This is a genomic window from Mesorhizobium sp. AD1-1 (genome assembly GCF_020164655.1).
GTDB classification, from domain to species: Bacteria; Pseudomonadota; Alphaproteobacteria; order Rhizobiales; family Rhizobiaceae; genus Mesorhizobium; species Mesorhizobium ciceri.
On sequence record NZ_JAIUGP010000018.1, the window covers coordinates 51,775 to 65,124 of the forward strand.

Below are 13,350 nucleotides of genomic sequence, written 5' to 3' on the forward strand. Positions count from 1 at the left end.
GCCCCGTCCCCGGGCCGGCTCCGCCATTTCTGGCTATGGCCGTTCGAAAACCAATCAGGTTCCGAGAAATCTGCGTTGCAAAAGGTCAGCTATTGCGGTGCGGTGGGCTTGTCCACCAGCCTCTCAACCAGTCGCCTGAGTTCCGAAGGTGTCGTGTGACCGCCGACGATCTCATGGTAACTGATGCCAGCACGTCGCAGCGCTTCCTTTTTGACCGCATCACGTGCTGCTGCTGTGCCTTGGTGATGCGCATGGCCTTGGTATTCGAGCGCATGTCGAGGCAGACAAGTCTCGTCCACAAGAAGAAGGTCCACTCGTTTCGAGTTGATGCAGCTGTAGGCGTCAGCGTTCGCGCTGCGCAAAATTTCGCCCAGTGACACTTGGGCCATCACCTGCCATCCCGGATTGCAGCTGATCACCATGCGATCAAGTTCCTTGAAGACGCGCACTTCACTCCTGTTGAGGAGCGGTTGAATAGTGAAGCTCGCACCCATGACGATCCGCAACTGGTCAGCAGGATCAATCGGTTTCGGTGGCGCGGAAACAGGCTTCGGGGCAACCCATAGGCCGCTAAGAATGTCGCCCCCTCTGCGCTCTCTCGCCCAGCGCCTGCTATTGCTCTCCCTCCATGCCTGCCTCCGTTTCCTCGATAGGAGACGTTCCAAGGCCATACCAATGAAGACGCCAGCTAACAGAATGCAAATTAGCGAAAGAATTTGCTGCGTTTGCTCACTGAGCTGGAATGGCATGCCGGAAAGCTACCTCCGCGATGCAGATTATTATTCAGCGATGACTTATATCAGCAATCCGTGAAATGTTATGCGCATCGTCGACCTACTGGACGCATCGGACGACCGCCTTTCCACGCGCAGGGGATCGGGGCAATATAGGCCGTTGGTTTTCGCCTTCTGGAACACGGCGATGTTGGAAATCCCGGAAGATCGATGCGAGCGTCATCGCCTCTTCAAGGCGATCGACGATGCCTTCAAGGCCGGCGACTTCGACGGCCTCGGTCTAGCCTTGGGCGGCTCTTCGCGCTGGTTCGACGAGCGCATGCCGTTTGAGTTCGGCCTTGGGCATCCGCTGGAATATGCGATCTATTGGAGTCCCGTCGGCTTCATCTCGACCTTGCTGGATGCGGGCTCGGATCCGAATTATCAGGATCATGGCGGGTTTCCGTCCATCATTGCGGCGCTGTCCACCGATCGCGCCAATAGGCTGGACATCGTGCGGGTGCTGATCGAAGCTGGCGCCGACCCCAACATGCGGGGCGTCAACGACTGGACTCCGCTGCACTATTCGGTGGCCATCCGCAGTGTCGATGCGATCCGTCTGCTTTTGGCGGCGGGCGCCGACCCGGCGCTCGAAACCCGCATCGATGACTACAGGACCGCGATCGAGGAAGCCGAGATTGCCGGCTTTGAAGGCGGTGCTTCCTTGCTGCGCGATGCGATGGCTGGGCGCAACTGACGAACAGTGAGTTGAGGCGCTAAGAAACCAGCAAATGCCAGGCTAGCCTCAAACCTTCTTCAACCCCGCCTTGAAGCGCTTGCCGTTGGCGACATAATGCGCCGCCGAGCCGCGCAACCTTGCCACGGCCGCGTCGTCCAGCACCCTGATCGCCTTGGCGGGCGAGCCGACGATCAGCGAATTGTCCGGGAATTCCTTGCCCTCGGTAACCAGCGCACCGGCGCCGACCAGGCAATTCCTGCCGATTTTCGCGCCGTTCAGCACGATGGCGCCCATGCCGATCAGGCTGTTGTCGCCGATCGTGCAGCCATGCAGCAAGGCGCGGTGGCCGATCGTGCAGCCTTCGCCGATCGTCAGCGGGAAACCGGGATCGGTGTGCATGACCGTATGTTCCTGCACGTTGGTGTCGGCACCGATGACGATGGGCTCATTGTCGCCGCGGATGACGGCGCCGAACCAGAAGCCGGCATTGCGTCCGACCCTGACGTCGCCGATCAGCGTCGCATCGGGCGCGATCCAGTTCGAGTCCGCATCGGCGAAGCTGGGCTCTGTTCCATCGATCGCATAAAGCGGCATTTCTGGTCTCCGAATCGTCTCAAGCTGGCAGCTCGGACCCTAGGAGACGGACCGACCATGAGGCAATGGCAAGCACGACGACGCCCAGCGCCAAGGTCCACGCAATTGCCGTGCAGCCGCAGGACATCAGCGCCAACGTTGAAATGCGGCGCTGACGCCGGGCATCGATGGCGTCGTTGACCAGCATGAACGGTCCCGCACAGGCCGTGGCGAGCAGCGAGCGCAAGACATGTGACGGCGACACATAGGGTTCGGTGAAGGCGACCTTGCGGCCCGACACCAGTTCCATGGCCGATCCGGCCAGCCCGCAGGCCGTCAACCCGACGGCAAAAGCAAAGAGTGTGAGTTCCAGCGGTCCCATCTTAACTTTCCATTTACCATGAAATTGCACAGTCGTTCCATGCAGGCTGCAAGAGCCATGCCGTGCGATGTGTGCCGCCCGGGGACACTGGAGGCGGACGGGCGGCCCGAGATCCGAGGACTGAGATGAAGCAGGCAGCGCTCGCCAACGAACTCACCGTGGTCGATTCCACGCTGATGAAGCGGGTGCTCTACGGGTTCGCGGCGCTCGCCCTGTTGTCGGTGGCGATCAGCCTTGCCGGCAAATGGTTCGGCCATTCGATCGCCATGGCCGGATACACCGACGACGCAACAGCCCACCAGGTGGTGATCGGCAACAATGTCATCACGGTCCCGGCCAATGCCATCCGTTTCGCCCAGGCCCGGCGCGACGGCATCGCCTCGCGGCTCGACCTCTATCTGCGCTATCCCCAGATGGACGGCTACAGCGAGGCCGCGCGGGATGATTTCAACCATACGGGGACAGCCAAAAGCATCGTCTTCCTGTCCTTCGAACAGCAGATGATGTCGCGTGACATGAGCGGCCGCTTCGCGCCGATCTACAGCGCGCTGATCACCCGACCCGGCACTGCCGGGCCTGGCGGCACGATGATTTATGGTTTCAACAAGAAATCAGGCTATCTGAACGAGGTGCTGGTTGTCGGCAATCGCCCCGGCAAGGAGCCGTTAGTGGCCCGTTGCCTGAGCGGGCCGAGTGCCGACCAATCGCTGGCGCCCTGCGAGCGCGACATCCAGGTCGGCGACGAACTCAGCCTCACCTATCGCTTCCCAAGGGAGTTTCTGGGCGATTGGCAGGCGCTCGACGCGGCAATCGCCACCGAAGCCGGGCGCGTTCTGAAGGCGGGACGTTAAGAACGCTTCAAGGGAACCGGCTGGCCGGCCGCATGAGCCGGCCGACCGCAAGATTTGCTGGCTCAGGCCAGATCGATGTCGAGAATCGCCATCGAAAAATTGTAGTCGCCGTCGTCCTCGTCCTTGAAGACGATGCCGAGGAATTCGTCGCCGACATAGACCTCGGCCGAATCGTCCTTGCGCGGCCGCGCCTTGACCTCAAGCTTGGGGTTTTGGAAGACGCGCTTGAAATAGGCGTCCAGCTTTCTGATTTCGTCCGGCTTCAACAGTCTTCTCCGATCATCGGGCTTGCTCGTTCGAACGCGCTTCTGGCACGTCGACAATGGCGATGTAAAGGCAAGCGGCCTGATTAAGGTCTGTTGATATTCACGTGAGGCCGGCCTGCAAATGGCGGTTTCCTGCGCTTCCCCGTTCTACCGCGTCGCGGTAGAACTGTGCTCACGTACCCAAACGTACGCTCCGCTCCGGTTCTCGGAACCCACCATTTTCGGCTCGGCCTGACCTGAATCTCAAAAGACCTTGGGCGAGAACAATCGCCCATGTCTGCCCACGGCCTCAGGCAGCGGACATATGACGATCAGATGTCGAAACTGACGACCTGATCCATCGTCTGCGACGGCAAAAGCTGGTCCATCTGGCGCGACGGCTGATCGCAGCCGGTCTCGCCGACGACGCGGGCCGGCACGCCGGCAACCGTCTTGTTGTGCGGTACGGGCGACAGCACCACCGAGCCTGCCGCGATCTTCGAGCAATGGCCGATTTCGATGTTGCCGAGGATCTTGGCGCCGGCGCCGATCAGCACGCCGTAGCGGATCTTGGGGTGGCGGTCGCCGCCGGCCTTGCCGGTGCCGCCCAGCGTCACGCCATGCAGGATCGACACGTCATCCTCGATGACCGCGGTCTCGCCGACCACGAGGCCGGTTGCGTGGTCGATGAAGATGCCCTTGCCAATGCGGGCGGCCGGGTTGATGTCGGTCTGGAAGACCGAGGACGAGCGGCTCTGCAGATAGAGCGCGAAATCCTTGCGCCCCTGGTTCCACAGCCAATGCGCCAGCCGATGCGTCTGGATGGCGTGGAACCCCTTGAAATAGAGCACCGGCATGATGAAGCGGTCGCAAGCCGGATCGCGATCGTAATAGGCCTGGATGTCGACACGTACCGTCGTCGGCCACTCCTTGTCGTCGGCCAGCATGGACTTGAAGGTCTGGCGGATGAGATCGGAGCCGATGTCCTGGTGCGCCAGCCGCTCGGCCAGCCGATGAATGACTGCTTCTTCCAGGCTGTCCTGGTTGAGGATGGTCGAATAGAGGAATGCAGCGAGCAGCGGGTCGCGGTTGACAGCCTCCATGGCCTCGTCGCGGATCGAACGCCAGATCGGATCGACCGGCTTCAATGCGCTGTGTCGGGAAATGCTGATGCTGTTCATCGCCGTCTCGTCCTGCGTCCTGCCTGGCTTGCCTGTTGTGCTTGCCTGCTGCCTGGCCGCACATATAAGCCAGATCATAGCACGATTGAACTCAATTTTCCTTAGTGCTTTTGTCAAATGGATTTGGTTCGCGGGAATTCAAGCAGCCATGGAAAACGAACCCTTGATCGACGACGCGCTGAAAAGCGAGCTCTCAGGGCTCTACCGGGCACAAGGCCGCCACTACCACAACCTTGCCCATATCGAAGCGATGCTGGCGCTGGCTGGCGACTATCGAAGGTTGCTGGCCGATCCCGAGGCGATCGAAGCGGCGATCTGGTTCCACGATGCCGTCTATGACAGCAAGGCCAAGGACAATGAGGCGCAAAGTGCCGCCCTTGCCGAAAAAAAGCTGGCGGGCCGCGCAGATCCTTCACGTATCAACCGCATCTCGGCAATGATCGTCGCCACCGCCACGCACCAGGTGCCGCCGTTCGACGACGCGACGGCCACACGGGACGCAAGTCTTTTCCTGGATATGGACCTGTCGATCCTGGGTGCCGCACCGGACGCCTTCGACGCCTATGAGCGCGCCGTGCGGCGCGAGTACCACTGGGTGGAGGAGCCGATGTGGCGAGCCGGACGCAGTGCCGTCTTGAAGAGTTTCCTCGCCCGCCCGCATATCTTCCACACGCAAGAGTTTCGCCAGCGCTTCGAACCGCAGGCCCGGGAAAACATCGCGCGATCGCTGGCGGCCCTTGCAAACGGCTAAGGACAATCAGGATAGGCGCCTATCACGATGCCAAGCAGCCTCGTCCCCGACTACGGCACTGCTTCTCGCTGCCCTGGCCCTCCGCTCAGAGCGGATTTTCGGCATAGAACTCCAGCACGCGCTGCTTGAAGGTCTTGTCCCCGACGGCCAGCATATGGTCCCGGCCCTCGATATGAAAAGCGCTGGCGTTCGGCATCAACGCTGCAAGCTCATCGGGCGAGCCGCCTATGTCGTCGGTGGTTCCGACGGCGACCAGCGTCGGCTGGGCGATGCGGGCAACATCCTGCTCGCTCAGCAATTCGCGCGATTTGGCGATGCAAGCCGCCAAGGCACGGCGATCGCTGCGGGTCTGGTCGGCGAAGGCGCGAAACGACCGGCCGCGCGGATGGCTGGTCGCGGCCGGATCTTCGGCAAGCAGCGCGTCGGCAATCGGATCCCAATCGCCGACACCGTCGATCATGCCGATGCCGAGGCCGCCGAAGACCAGCGTCGCCACCTTGTCCGGATCGGACAGCGCCATGAACGCCGCGATGCGCGCGCCCATCGAATAACCCATGACGTGGGCGCGCTCGATGCCGAGATGGTCGAGCAAGGCAGTGGCATCGGAGGCCATCTTGACCGGCGTATAGTCCGCCTCATCATAGCTCTTGGACGACGCGCCGTGGCCGCGATTGTCAAAGGCGATGGCGCGGTAACCGGCATCGTTCAGCGTCTTGAACCAGCCGGGCGACACCCAGTTGACATAGTGGCTCGAAGCGAAGCCGTGGATCATCAGCACCGGATCGCCCTCGCCCGATTCCGGCTGGCGCTCGAGGAAAGCAAGATCGAAGCCGTCATGGGTGAAAAACTGCATCAGCGACCCCGCTTGCGCACTCAACCGCCACCGCCATTGGGTGCATCGCCATTGTCGGCGGGCGGCATGCTCGGGCCGGACACCGTGCCCACCGCCGGATGGCGCAAAAGGTCGCCATACTCGATGCCGTTCCTGGCGGCAGTGCCTGCCTTGAGCTCAAGCACGAAACGCACCGGTACACCAGGCGAAATGACGGCGTCTGATTGCGGCTCGCCGTGCTTGACCGCCCGGATCTTGCCATCCTGGCCGACAAAAATCAGATCAAGCGGCATCGGGGTGTTGTGCATCCAGAAGCCAACCTGCTGCTGGACCTCGAAGACGAACAGCATGCCGTGGTTGTCCGCCATATCCTGGCGATACATCAAGCCAGCCTCGCGCTCCGCGGCGGTGTCGGCGACTTCGATGGAGAAAGAGCGATCACCGCCTTTCGTCACCACGACCAATGGCGCCGGATCGGCCGGAAGGATCATTGCCCGGCTGTCCGCCGAGGTCGGCTTTTCGGAATAGAAGTAACCACCGGCGGCGGCGATGAAGGCAATCGCGCACATCGCGCCCGCGGTCAGCCAGTTCCTGTAAGCCATTCGAGATCCTCGGCCGGAAACGCCCTAGTGCGAGACCGGCAAGGTCCCCATATCGGGGTGAATTTCGGCGGCCATAAGGCCTTTGTCGCCGCGCCCGAAACGAACCAGCACGACCTGTCCGGGCCGAAGCTCGGTGATACCGTAACGGCGCAAGGTTTCCATATGGACGAAGATGTCCTCGGTACCCTCGCCGCGGGTGAGAAAACCAAACCCCTTGGTGCGGTTGAACCATTTCACCAAGGCGCGTTCGAGACCGCTCTCCGGCGTCACAGCGACATGGGTGCGCTGCTCCTGCATCTCGGCCGGGTGGACCGCGGTGGTGACATCCATGGAGAGCACACGGAAGGCCTGCAATCCGCGCTCGCCATGCTTGACGAGGCAGACCACGCGTGCGCCTTCCAGCGCCGTCTGAAAGCCGTCTCTTCGAAGACATGTCACATGAAGGAGGATGTCGCCCGAGATGCCGTCATCCGGGAGGATGAAACCATAACCCTTGGCCACATCGAACCACTTGATGGCGCCGGCTACTTCGAGCAGATCAGAAGCGTCGCCGCCTTCGTCACGCTGCAAGGCGTCGCCAAGGGTTCCGTCCCGCCCCATGAAAGAGGCCTTTTCCCCCATAAGAATGCCCCCTCTTTTCAAGAACACCGCAACTGATTCTTGCCAACAGATTAACACTGCGGCTTCCGGTGTGTGCAAGACCTGCCGTGCCTTTTTTCACGGTTCATTGGGGCAATACCGGTTTTGTTCTTTGCCGGCATTGCGCACCGCCGCACGATTGCCCTTTGACAGGGCCGACCCTATGTTGCGCCGCAACGCAATTTATCGAGGAAATCACATGCGCTATCTGCACACCATGATCCGCGTCGCCGACGTCGATGCCTCGCTCGACTTCTACTGCAATAAGCTCGGCCTCAAGGAAGTGCGCCGCTACGAAAACGAGCAGGGCCGCTTCACGCTGATCTTCCTCGCCGCACCGGAAGACGAGGAGAGCGGCATCAATGAAAAGGCACCGCTGGTCGAACTGACCTACAATTGGGATCCCGAAGACTACAAGGGCGGGCGCAATTTCGGCCACCTCGCTTATGAGGTCGACGACATCTACGCCACCTGCCAGCATCTGATGGACAATGGCGTCACCATCAACCGGCCGCCGCGCGACGGCAACATGGCTTTCGTCAAGTCGCCGGACGGCATCTCGATCGAGCTTTTGCAGAAAGGCCCGGCCAAGGCCAAGGCTGAGCCTTGGGCTTCGATGGCGAACACCGGAAGCTGGTAGCCGATCACGCTGTCTTGAGCGGACAATGCCAGGCTGATGAGCCCGCTACCGTTTGGTTTTTCAGGGGCGGCGCCTATCTGTCTGGCTGAGGCGCCAGGCTTGGGCCGGCGCCCAGCCATGCAAAAGGGCGCTTGCCCAGGAGAATTCATGCCGACCAGCCATGCCGACGTCGCCACCGAACATGCCAGCCGCTACCTGCAGCAGTTGTGCAAGCACTGGGCACACAAATTCCCGGTCGAGTTCGATCCCACCCATGGCACCATCGATCTCTCAATGGGCCGTACCGTCATGGCTGCCGATGCCGCAGCGCTGCATATCACGGTGTCGACTGACGAAGCAGGATCGATCGAGCGCCTGGAAAGCGTTGTCGCCGATCACATCAAGCGCTTTGCTTTCCGCGAAGAACTGACCTTCGACTGGAAACCAACTTCCGCCTAGCCGGCCAACTACTTCTCACCGGCGTGTGCGGCCATCTCCAGCAGCGCCTGCACCGAGCGCCAATTGCGCGCGGTACCCGGCACTTTCAGCGTGCGCGGGATCAGCCCGGCAAACACCGATTTGCCCAGCCCATTCGGTGCGCTGAGGTAGAGCACATCGCCCTTGATCTCGAAGCGTTCGGGGCCGGTGCACTTTTCGGTCAGCCGCGCCACCTCATCGGCGGTCGGCTCGCGTTCCAGCACATAGGCGTGCAGCTTCGTGTGGTCCGCGGCAATTTCTGGATAGGGATTTTCGCGCACCAGCTTCTCGAACCAGGAGAGATCGCGCACCATGATGCGCGAATGGAACCCCCATTTCTTCTCGAAGGCTGCTTCGAGCAGTTTCGCCAGTGCCGCCGCGTCGCCTTTCTTCGCCCGGAACACGGCATTGCCGCTCTGCACGTAGGTGGCGACGTCGGAAAAGCCGAGGCCCTCGAAGAACGACCGCAGCTCCGCCATCTTGACGATGCGGTTGCCGCCGACATTGATGCCGGAAAACAGCGCGACGAAGATTTTTCCCGGATCAATCATCCGATCGCTCATATGATGAACCCGGCCAGTGTCTCGTTGTCGGTGATGTCCTGATACTGAACGCCCTCGGCCTCGAACTTCGCCTTGAGCCGATCGAAATTGCGACGGTCCCTGGTTTCGATGCCGATCAGCACCGAACCAAAATTGCGCGCCGATTTCTTCAGATATTCGAAACGGGCGATGTCGTCGTCGGGTCCGAGCAGTTCGAGGAAATCGCGCAGCGCGCCCGGCCGCTGCGGAAAACGGATGATGAAGTATTTCTTCAGACCCTCGAAGCGCAACGCCCGTTCCTTGACGTCCGGCAGCCGCTCGAAATCGAAATTGCCGCCCGAAACCACGGCAACGATGGTCTTGCCCCTGATCTCCTTCTTGGAGAAATCCTTGAGCGCATCGATCGCCAGCGCGCCGGCCGGCTCCAGCACGACGCCTTCGACATTGAGCATCTCGATCATGGTGGCGCAGAGCCTGTTTTCCGGGATTAGCCGCACCGTGTCGGCCGGAAAATCCTTGAGATGACGCAACGGCTCGCGGCCGATCTCGGCCACCGCGGCGCCATCGACGAAATTGTCGACCTTGGCGAGCTTGAGCCGTTTCCCCGCCGCGAGGCTCTCGCGCAGGCTCGGCGCGCCTGCCGGTTCGCAGAAGACGAAGCGTGCTTCCCTGCCCTGATCGGCGAAATAGTGGGTGACGCCCGCGGCAAGTCCGCCACCGCCGACCGGCAGCATGACGATATCGGGCATGCGGGCGCCCGGCATCTGGTCCGCGATCTCGTAGGCAACGGTTGCCTGGCCCTCGATGATGTCCTTGTGATCGAAGGGCGGCACCATATGGGCGCCGGAACTGTCGGTGAATTCCAGGGCAGCGCGATAGCAGTCGTCGAAGAAATCGCCGACCAGTCTGATCTCGATGAAATCGCCGCCGAACAGCCTGGTCTTGTCGATCTTCTGCTGCGGCGTCGTCACCGGCATGAACACGACGCCTCGCCTGCCGAAATGGCGGCAGACGAAAGCAAAGCCCTGCGCGTGGTTGCCGGCGGACGCGCAGACGAACAGTTCGGCCTCGTTGCCGGCCGCCAGTGTCTTGCGGAAGAAATTGAAGGCGCCGCGGATCTTGTAGGAGCGGACCGGCGACAGATCCTCGCGCTTCAACAGCACCCGCGCACCGGTCTTTTTCGACAGATAGTCGTTTTCCTGTAGCGGCGTTTCAGGGAAGATCTGGCGGATCGCGGCGGCAGCGGCAGCAACGCGGGAAGAGAAACTGTTCATCGGAAACCACCCCTGGGGAAAATCACCTTGCGTTGCATGCTGTCCGCGGATCTCTATCATTAATCGGGTCGCGAACGTTCGGTTGTTGAGCGCCATGACCAGGTGCGGCGCGAGCCCGCCTATCACATATCCGGCTCCGCAGCGCCATCGTCCATCATTTACGTCCTTCCGGGCGGAAATTTTGCGAAATATTTTCAGCTACTTGCGGGTGCATTCTCATGCCCCCTCGCATCGGGCGGTATGAAATCGCTATCTCCGCGGGGATTGGAGGGCCAGCGGCGACGCCGCTCATTGCGCACATCACGCAGGCGTTTCCCGCCATTTTGGCTTTCGCGCAACACTGCGATGGCCGCAGCGGGGCGCCGATCACATTTCGACTCGACAGGACTTAGTTCTGCCGCACTCTGCCTGTCCGGGAGGTATCGTGAGGATAGACAGGCCTTTCGGCCGGAGTTGGAAATTCAGGCGTGCCTTTGAAGAAGATTTTTACCGTTGTCCTGGCCTTGTTCGTCGCCGGCTGCGCCGGCCAGCAAACACAGGAATTGCTTGGCAGCGCCATGGTGTCGGCGCCGGTGACGGAGATCGCCGGCAACCACTCGATCTTCATCGCCACGACGCGCAAGAAATCCGACGATCCCAACAAGGTTTTCGACGGCGAACGGTCGGCGACGCTGAACTATGCCCGCGTCAACGTCACCGTTCCGGGGCTTCACAAGACCGGCCAGATCGAGCGCCGCTCGCGCGGCAAGTCGGACGACCCGGCCAAATATTTCATGGCTTCCGAGGTCGTCGGCTACGACACGCAGCCGAAATTCTCCAGCGCGCTCAACGCCGACATCGCAGCGCGCGGCGGCCGCGTCATGGTCTTCGTGCATGGCTACAACACCGGCTTCGATGCCGCCGTCTATCGCCTGACCCAGATCGTCCATGATTCCGGCTATCCCGGCACGCCAGTGCTGTTTTCCTGGGCATCCGGCGCCAGGACCACCGACTATGTCTATGACAAGGAAAGCGCCAGCGCTGCCCGCGACCAACTGGAAGTGACGCTCAGGATGCTGGAGCAGTCCGGCGCGCGGCGCATCGACATCGTTGCACATTCGCTCGGAACCTGGGTCACCATGGAAACGCTGCGCCAGATGGCCATCACCGGCGATCGCGATCTCGGCGGTAAGCTCGGCGACGTGGTGCTGGCCTCGCCCGACATCGATGTCGACGTGTTCAAGAGCCAGATGCGGCGCTATGGCAAGCCCGACAAGCCGTTCATCCTGCTGTTGTCGGACGACGACCGTGCGCTGCGGCTCTCCGGCCTGATCGCCGGTTCACGGCCGCGTGTCGGCGACTACAAGGATGCCGCCGATCTTGCCTCTTATGGCGTGACGGTCGTCGACCTGTCCAAGGTCAAGGGATCGGACAGCTTCAACCATACGAAGTTCGCCGACAATCCGACGCTGGTGAAGATGATCGGCCAGCGGCTGCGCGAGGATGACGGCTTTGCCAGCGACCGTGATGTCACCGACCGCATCAGCCTGCTTGGCCAATAGGTGCGGTCTCGCGGCCATGCCTGCCCGGCATCGCGGACGTATGGATTCACTTTGAACTGGACCGCGCCGGTCTCTGGCCTTATCGGAATAGCCAGCGACGTCACGCGTTTGACGTCCCCTTTTGCGGGAGCCTGCGTGTGACCGTGCGTTCGAAGAGCTACCTCGTCGTTGCATTGGCGCTCGCTGTCACCGGCTGCGCTGGCGGAAAACCGCACGACCTGCTCAACAGGACGACGGTCTCGGTGCCCGCATCCGACATCGCGGCCACGCATGAAATCTTCGTCGCCACCACCCGCCAGAGGGCAACAAAAGAGCCGCGACAGGTTTACGACGGCGATCGCTCGCTGACCACCAGCTTTGCCCGTGTCGACGTCACCGTTCCCAAAAGCCATCAGGTCGGCGCCATCGAGCGGGCCAAGGGATCGGCAAACAGCAATCCTGCCAAGGATTTTACCGCCAAGGACGTCATTTTCTATGAGGGCGCGCCCCAGTTCGCCAAAGCGGTCGGCGCCGACATTTCCATGCGCGGCGACCGTGCGCTGGTTTTCGTGCACGGCTTCAACAACGGTTTTGACGACGGCATCTACCGGCTGACGCAGATCGCCCACGACACCAAATATCCCGGCACCCCGGTGCTGTTCTCCTGGGCTTCGAGCGGCAAGACCACGGGTTATATCTACGACAAGGAAAGCGCCAACGCAGCGCGCGACGACCTCGAGGCGACGCTCCGGATGCTGGCCAAGACAAAGGTCAAGAGCATCGACATCATCGCCCATTCGATGGGAACCTGGGTGACCATGGAGGCGCTGCGCCAGCTTGCCATCACCGGCGACCGGGATCTCGGCGGCAAACTGGGCTACGTCATCCTGGCCTCGCCCGACATCGATGTCGACGTCTTCAAGAAGCAGATGATCCGCTACGGCAAACCCGACAAGCCGTTCGCCATCCTGCTCTCTGCGGATGACCGGGCTCTCAAGCTCTCGTCCCTGATCTCGGGCGACAAGCCGCGCGTCGGCGACTACGGCAACGCTGCAGACCTCGCCAGCTATGGCGTGTCGGTGGTCGATCTTTCCCAGGCCAAGGGCGGCGACCGCCTCAACCACGCCAAATTCGCCGACAACCCGATGCTGGTGCAACTGCTCGGCGACCGGCTGCGGGCGCCGGCGGGCCTCGCCTCGGACGAACCCGACCCGACACAGCTCAAAAATCTCGGCCAGGGCCTCGGCAAGGCCGTCGGCTCGGTCGCAGAGATCGTCATCACCACGCCGTTCAAGGTGCTGACCATCGCCACCGGCGGGTGAGCCGGCGGGCGACATTGGCCCTAGGATTGTTGAGATTCGGGTCAGGCCGAGCCGAAAGTGGTGGTTTTCGAGAACCGGAGCGGAGCGT

General features: G+C 61.7%; 17 protein-coding genes. 7 read left to right on the forward strand and 10 right to left on the reverse strand.

What is annotated here, in order from left to right; genetic code table 11:
* Positions 1 to 89 precede the first annotated feature (89 nt).
* Positions 90 to 749: a DUF2726 domain-containing protein gene (locus LB519_RS26930; RefSeq protein ID WP_063172305.1), complete on the reverse strand. Its 660-nt coding sequence runs from the start codon at positions 747 to 749 to the stop codon at positions 90 to 92.
* Positions 750 to 921: 172 nt separating this feature from the next.
* On the opposite strand from LB519_RS26930, the gene LB519_RS26935 reads away from it, so the two are divergent.
* Positions 922 to 1,470, forward strand: a complete 549-nt coding sequence (locus tag LB519_RS26935) for an ankyrin repeat domain-containing protein (RefSeq protein WP_063173701.1) — start codon at positions 922 to 924, stop codon at positions 1,468 to 1,470.
* Positions 1,471 to 1,518: 48 nt separating this feature from the next.
* Here LB519_RS26935 and LB519_RS26940 read toward each other — a convergent pair whose 3' ends face one another.
* Complete coding sequence (locus tag LB519_RS26940) at positions 1,519 to 2,046, reverse strand: gamma carbonic anhydrase family protein (RefSeq protein ID WP_027160406.1); 528 nt, start codon at positions 2,044 to 2,046, stop codon at positions 1,519 to 1,521.
* A 19-nt stretch (positions 2,047 to 2,065) separates the two neighbouring features.
* The gene (locus tag LB519_RS26945; protein WP_063168099.1) at positions 2,066 to 2,407 is read right to left on the reverse strand and encodes a DUF6949 family protein; all 342 of its coding nucleotides are present in this window, start codon (positions 2,405 to 2,407) and stop codon (positions 2,066 to 2,068) included.
* Between the two features lie 125 nt (positions 2,408 to 2,532).
* Here LB519_RS26945 and LB519_RS26950 point away from each other — a divergent pair, with 125 nt between their 5' ends.
* The gene (locus LB519_RS26950) at positions 2,533 to 3,258 is read left to right on the forward strand and encodes a hypothetical protein (protein ID WP_224621589.1); all 726 of its coding nucleotides are present in this window, start codon (positions 2,533 to 2,535) and stop codon (positions 3,256 to 3,258) included.
* A gap of 62 nt (positions 3,259 to 3,320) precedes the next feature.
* On the opposite strand, the gene LB519_RS26955 is transcribed toward LB519_RS26950, so the two are convergent.
* Positions 3,321 to 3,524, reverse strand: coding sequence for a DUF3126 family protein (locus LB519_RS26955; protein ID WP_013531334.1), 204 nt, complete (start codon positions 3,522 to 3,524; stop codon positions 3,321 to 3,323).
* 311 nt (positions 3,525 to 3,835) lie between these two features.
* Complete coding sequence (gene cysE, locus LB519_RS26960) at positions 3,836 to 4,684, reverse strand: serine O-acetyltransferase (protein WP_013531333.1); 849 nt, start codon at positions 4,682 to 4,684, stop codon at positions 3,836 to 3,838.
* A 148-nt stretch (positions 4,685 to 4,832) separates the two neighbouring features.
* On the opposite strand from cysE, the gene LB519_RS26965 reads away from it, so the two are divergent.
* Entirely contained in the window at positions 4,833 to 5,435 is a 603-nt protein-coding gene (locus tag LB519_RS26965) for a hypothetical protein (protein ID WP_013531332.1), read from the forward strand.
* Between the two features lie 85 nt (positions 5,436 to 5,520).
* On the opposite strand, the gene LB519_RS26970 is transcribed toward LB519_RS26965, so the two are convergent.
* The 3 genes from LB519_RS26970 to LB519_RS26980 are packed head-to-tail and all read right to left on the reverse strand — an operon-like array spanning position 5,521 to position 7,490.
* Positions 5,521 to 6,288, reverse strand: coding sequence for an alpha/beta fold hydrolase (locus tag LB519_RS26970; RefSeq protein ID WP_224621591.1), 768 nt, complete (start codon positions 6,286 to 6,288; stop codon positions 5,521 to 5,523).
* 20 nt (positions 6,289 to 6,308) lie between these two features.
* A complete protein-coding gene (locus tag LB519_RS26975) occupies positions 6,309 to 6,869 on the reverse strand; it encodes a DUF192 domain-containing protein (protein ID WP_063172308.1) in 561 nt (186 codons plus the stop codon).
* A gap of 24 nt (positions 6,870 to 6,893) precedes the next feature.
* Entirely contained in the window at positions 6,894 to 7,490 is a 597-nt protein-coding gene (locus LB519_RS26980; RefSeq protein ID WP_063168103.1) for a cold-shock protein, read from the reverse strand.
* Positions 7,491 to 7,707: 217 nt separating this feature from the next.
* On the opposite strand from LB519_RS26980, the gene gloA reads away from it, so the two are divergent.
* Positions 7,708 to 8,148, forward strand: coding sequence for a lactoylglutathione lyase (gloA, locus tag LB519_RS26985; RefSeq protein ID WP_063172309.1), 441 nt, complete (start codon positions 7,708 to 7,710; stop codon positions 8,146 to 8,148).
* 147 nt (positions 8,149 to 8,295) lie between these two features.
* On the forward strand, positions 8,296 to 8,586 hold the full coding sequence (locus tag LB519_RS26990) for a DUF2218 domain-containing protein (protein WP_127366976.1): 291 nt from the start codon (positions 8,296 to 8,298) through the stop codon (positions 8,584 to 8,586).
* A gap of 8 nt (positions 8,587 to 8,594) precedes the next feature.
* On the opposite strand, the gene LB519_RS26995 is transcribed toward LB519_RS26990, so the two are convergent.
* Positions 8,595 to 9,155, reverse strand: a complete 561-nt coding sequence (locus LB519_RS26995; protein WP_013531326.1) for a DUF1697 domain-containing protein — start codon at positions 9,153 to 9,155, stop codon at positions 8,595 to 8,597.
* An 8-nt stretch (positions 9,156 to 9,163) separates the two neighbouring features.
* Positions 9,164 to 10,420 carry a threonine ammonia-lyase IlvA gene (gene ilvA, locus LB519_RS27000; protein WP_013531325.1) on the reverse strand — a complete coding sequence of 419 codons (1,257 nt, stop codon included), beginning with the start codon at positions 10,418 to 10,420 and terminating at the stop codon, positions 9,164 to 9,166.
* Between the two features lie 467 nt (positions 10,421 to 10,887).
* On the opposite strand from ilvA, the gene LB519_RS27005 reads away from it, so the two are divergent.
* Together LB519_RS27005 and LB519_RS27010 are read left to right on the forward strand one after the other, a co-directional pair.
* Complete coding sequence (locus LB519_RS27005; RefSeq protein WP_013531324.1) at positions 10,888 to 11,961, forward strand: alpha/beta hydrolase; 1,074 nt, start codon at positions 10,888 to 10,890, stop codon at positions 11,959 to 11,961.
* A 137-nt stretch (positions 11,962 to 12,098) separates the two neighbouring features.
* Entirely contained in the window at positions 12,099 to 13,262 is a 1,164-nt protein-coding gene (locus LB519_RS27010; RefSeq protein ID WP_224621592.1) for an alpha/beta hydrolase, read from the forward strand.
* Positions 13,263 to 13,350: the final 88 nt, after the last annotated feature.

Bases quoted from the DNA above. Each gene is read 5' to 3' on its own strand.
- LB519_RS26945 (WP_063168099.1), bottom strand. From the start codon at position 2,407: ATGGGACCGCTGGAACTCACACTCTTTGCTTTTGCCGTCGGGTTGACG.
- gloA (WP_063172309.1), top strand. From the start codon at position 7,708: ATGCGCTATCTGCACACCATGATCCGCGTCGCCGACGTCGATGCCTCG.
- LB519_RS26930 (WP_063172305.1), bottom strand. From the start codon at position 749: ATGCCATTCCAGCTCAGTGAGCAAACGCAGCAAATTCTTTCGCTAATT.
- LB519_RS26935 (WP_063173701.1), top strand. From the start codon at position 922: ATGTTGGAAATCCCGGAAGATCGATGCGAGCGTCATCGCCTCTTCAAG.
- LB519_RS26990 (WP_127366976.1), top strand. From the start codon at position 8,296: ATGCCGACCAGCCATGCCGACGTCGCCACCGAACATGCCAGCCGCTAC.
- LB519_RS26965 (WP_013531332.1), top strand. From the start codon at position 4,833: ATGGAAAACGAACCCTTGATCGACGACGCGCTGAAAAGCGAGCTCTCA.
- LB519_RS26950 (WP_224621589.1), top strand. From the start codon at position 2,533: ATGAAGCAGGCAGCGCTCGCCAACGAACTCACCGTGGTCGATTCCACG.
- cysE (WP_013531333.1), bottom strand. From the start codon at position 4,684: ATGAACAGCATCAGCATTTCCCGACACAGCGCATTGAAGCCGGTCGAT.
- LB519_RS26980 (WP_063168103.1), bottom strand. From the start codon at position 7,490: ATGGGGGAAAAGGCCTCTTTCATGGGGCGGGACGGAACCCTTGGCGAC.
- LB519_RS26995 (WP_013531326.1), bottom strand. From the start codon at position 9,155: ATGATTGATCCGGGAAAAATCTTCGTCGCGCTGTTTTCCGGCATCAAT.
- LB519_RS26940 (WP_027160406.1), bottom strand. From the start codon at position 2,046: ATGCCGCTTTATGCGATCGATGGAACAGAGCCCAGCTTCGCCGATGCG.
- ilvA (WP_013531325.1), bottom strand. From the start codon at position 10,420: ATGAACAGTTTCTCTTCCCGCGTTGCTGCCGCTGCCGCCGCGATCCGC.
- LB519_RS26970 (WP_224621591.1), bottom strand. From the start codon at position 6,288: ATGCAGTTTTTCACCCATGACGGCTTCGATCTTGCTTTCCTCGAGCGC.
- LB519_RS26975 (WP_063172308.1), bottom strand. From the start codon at position 6,869: ATGGCTTACAGGAACTGGCTGACCGCGGGCGCGATGTGCGCGATTGCC.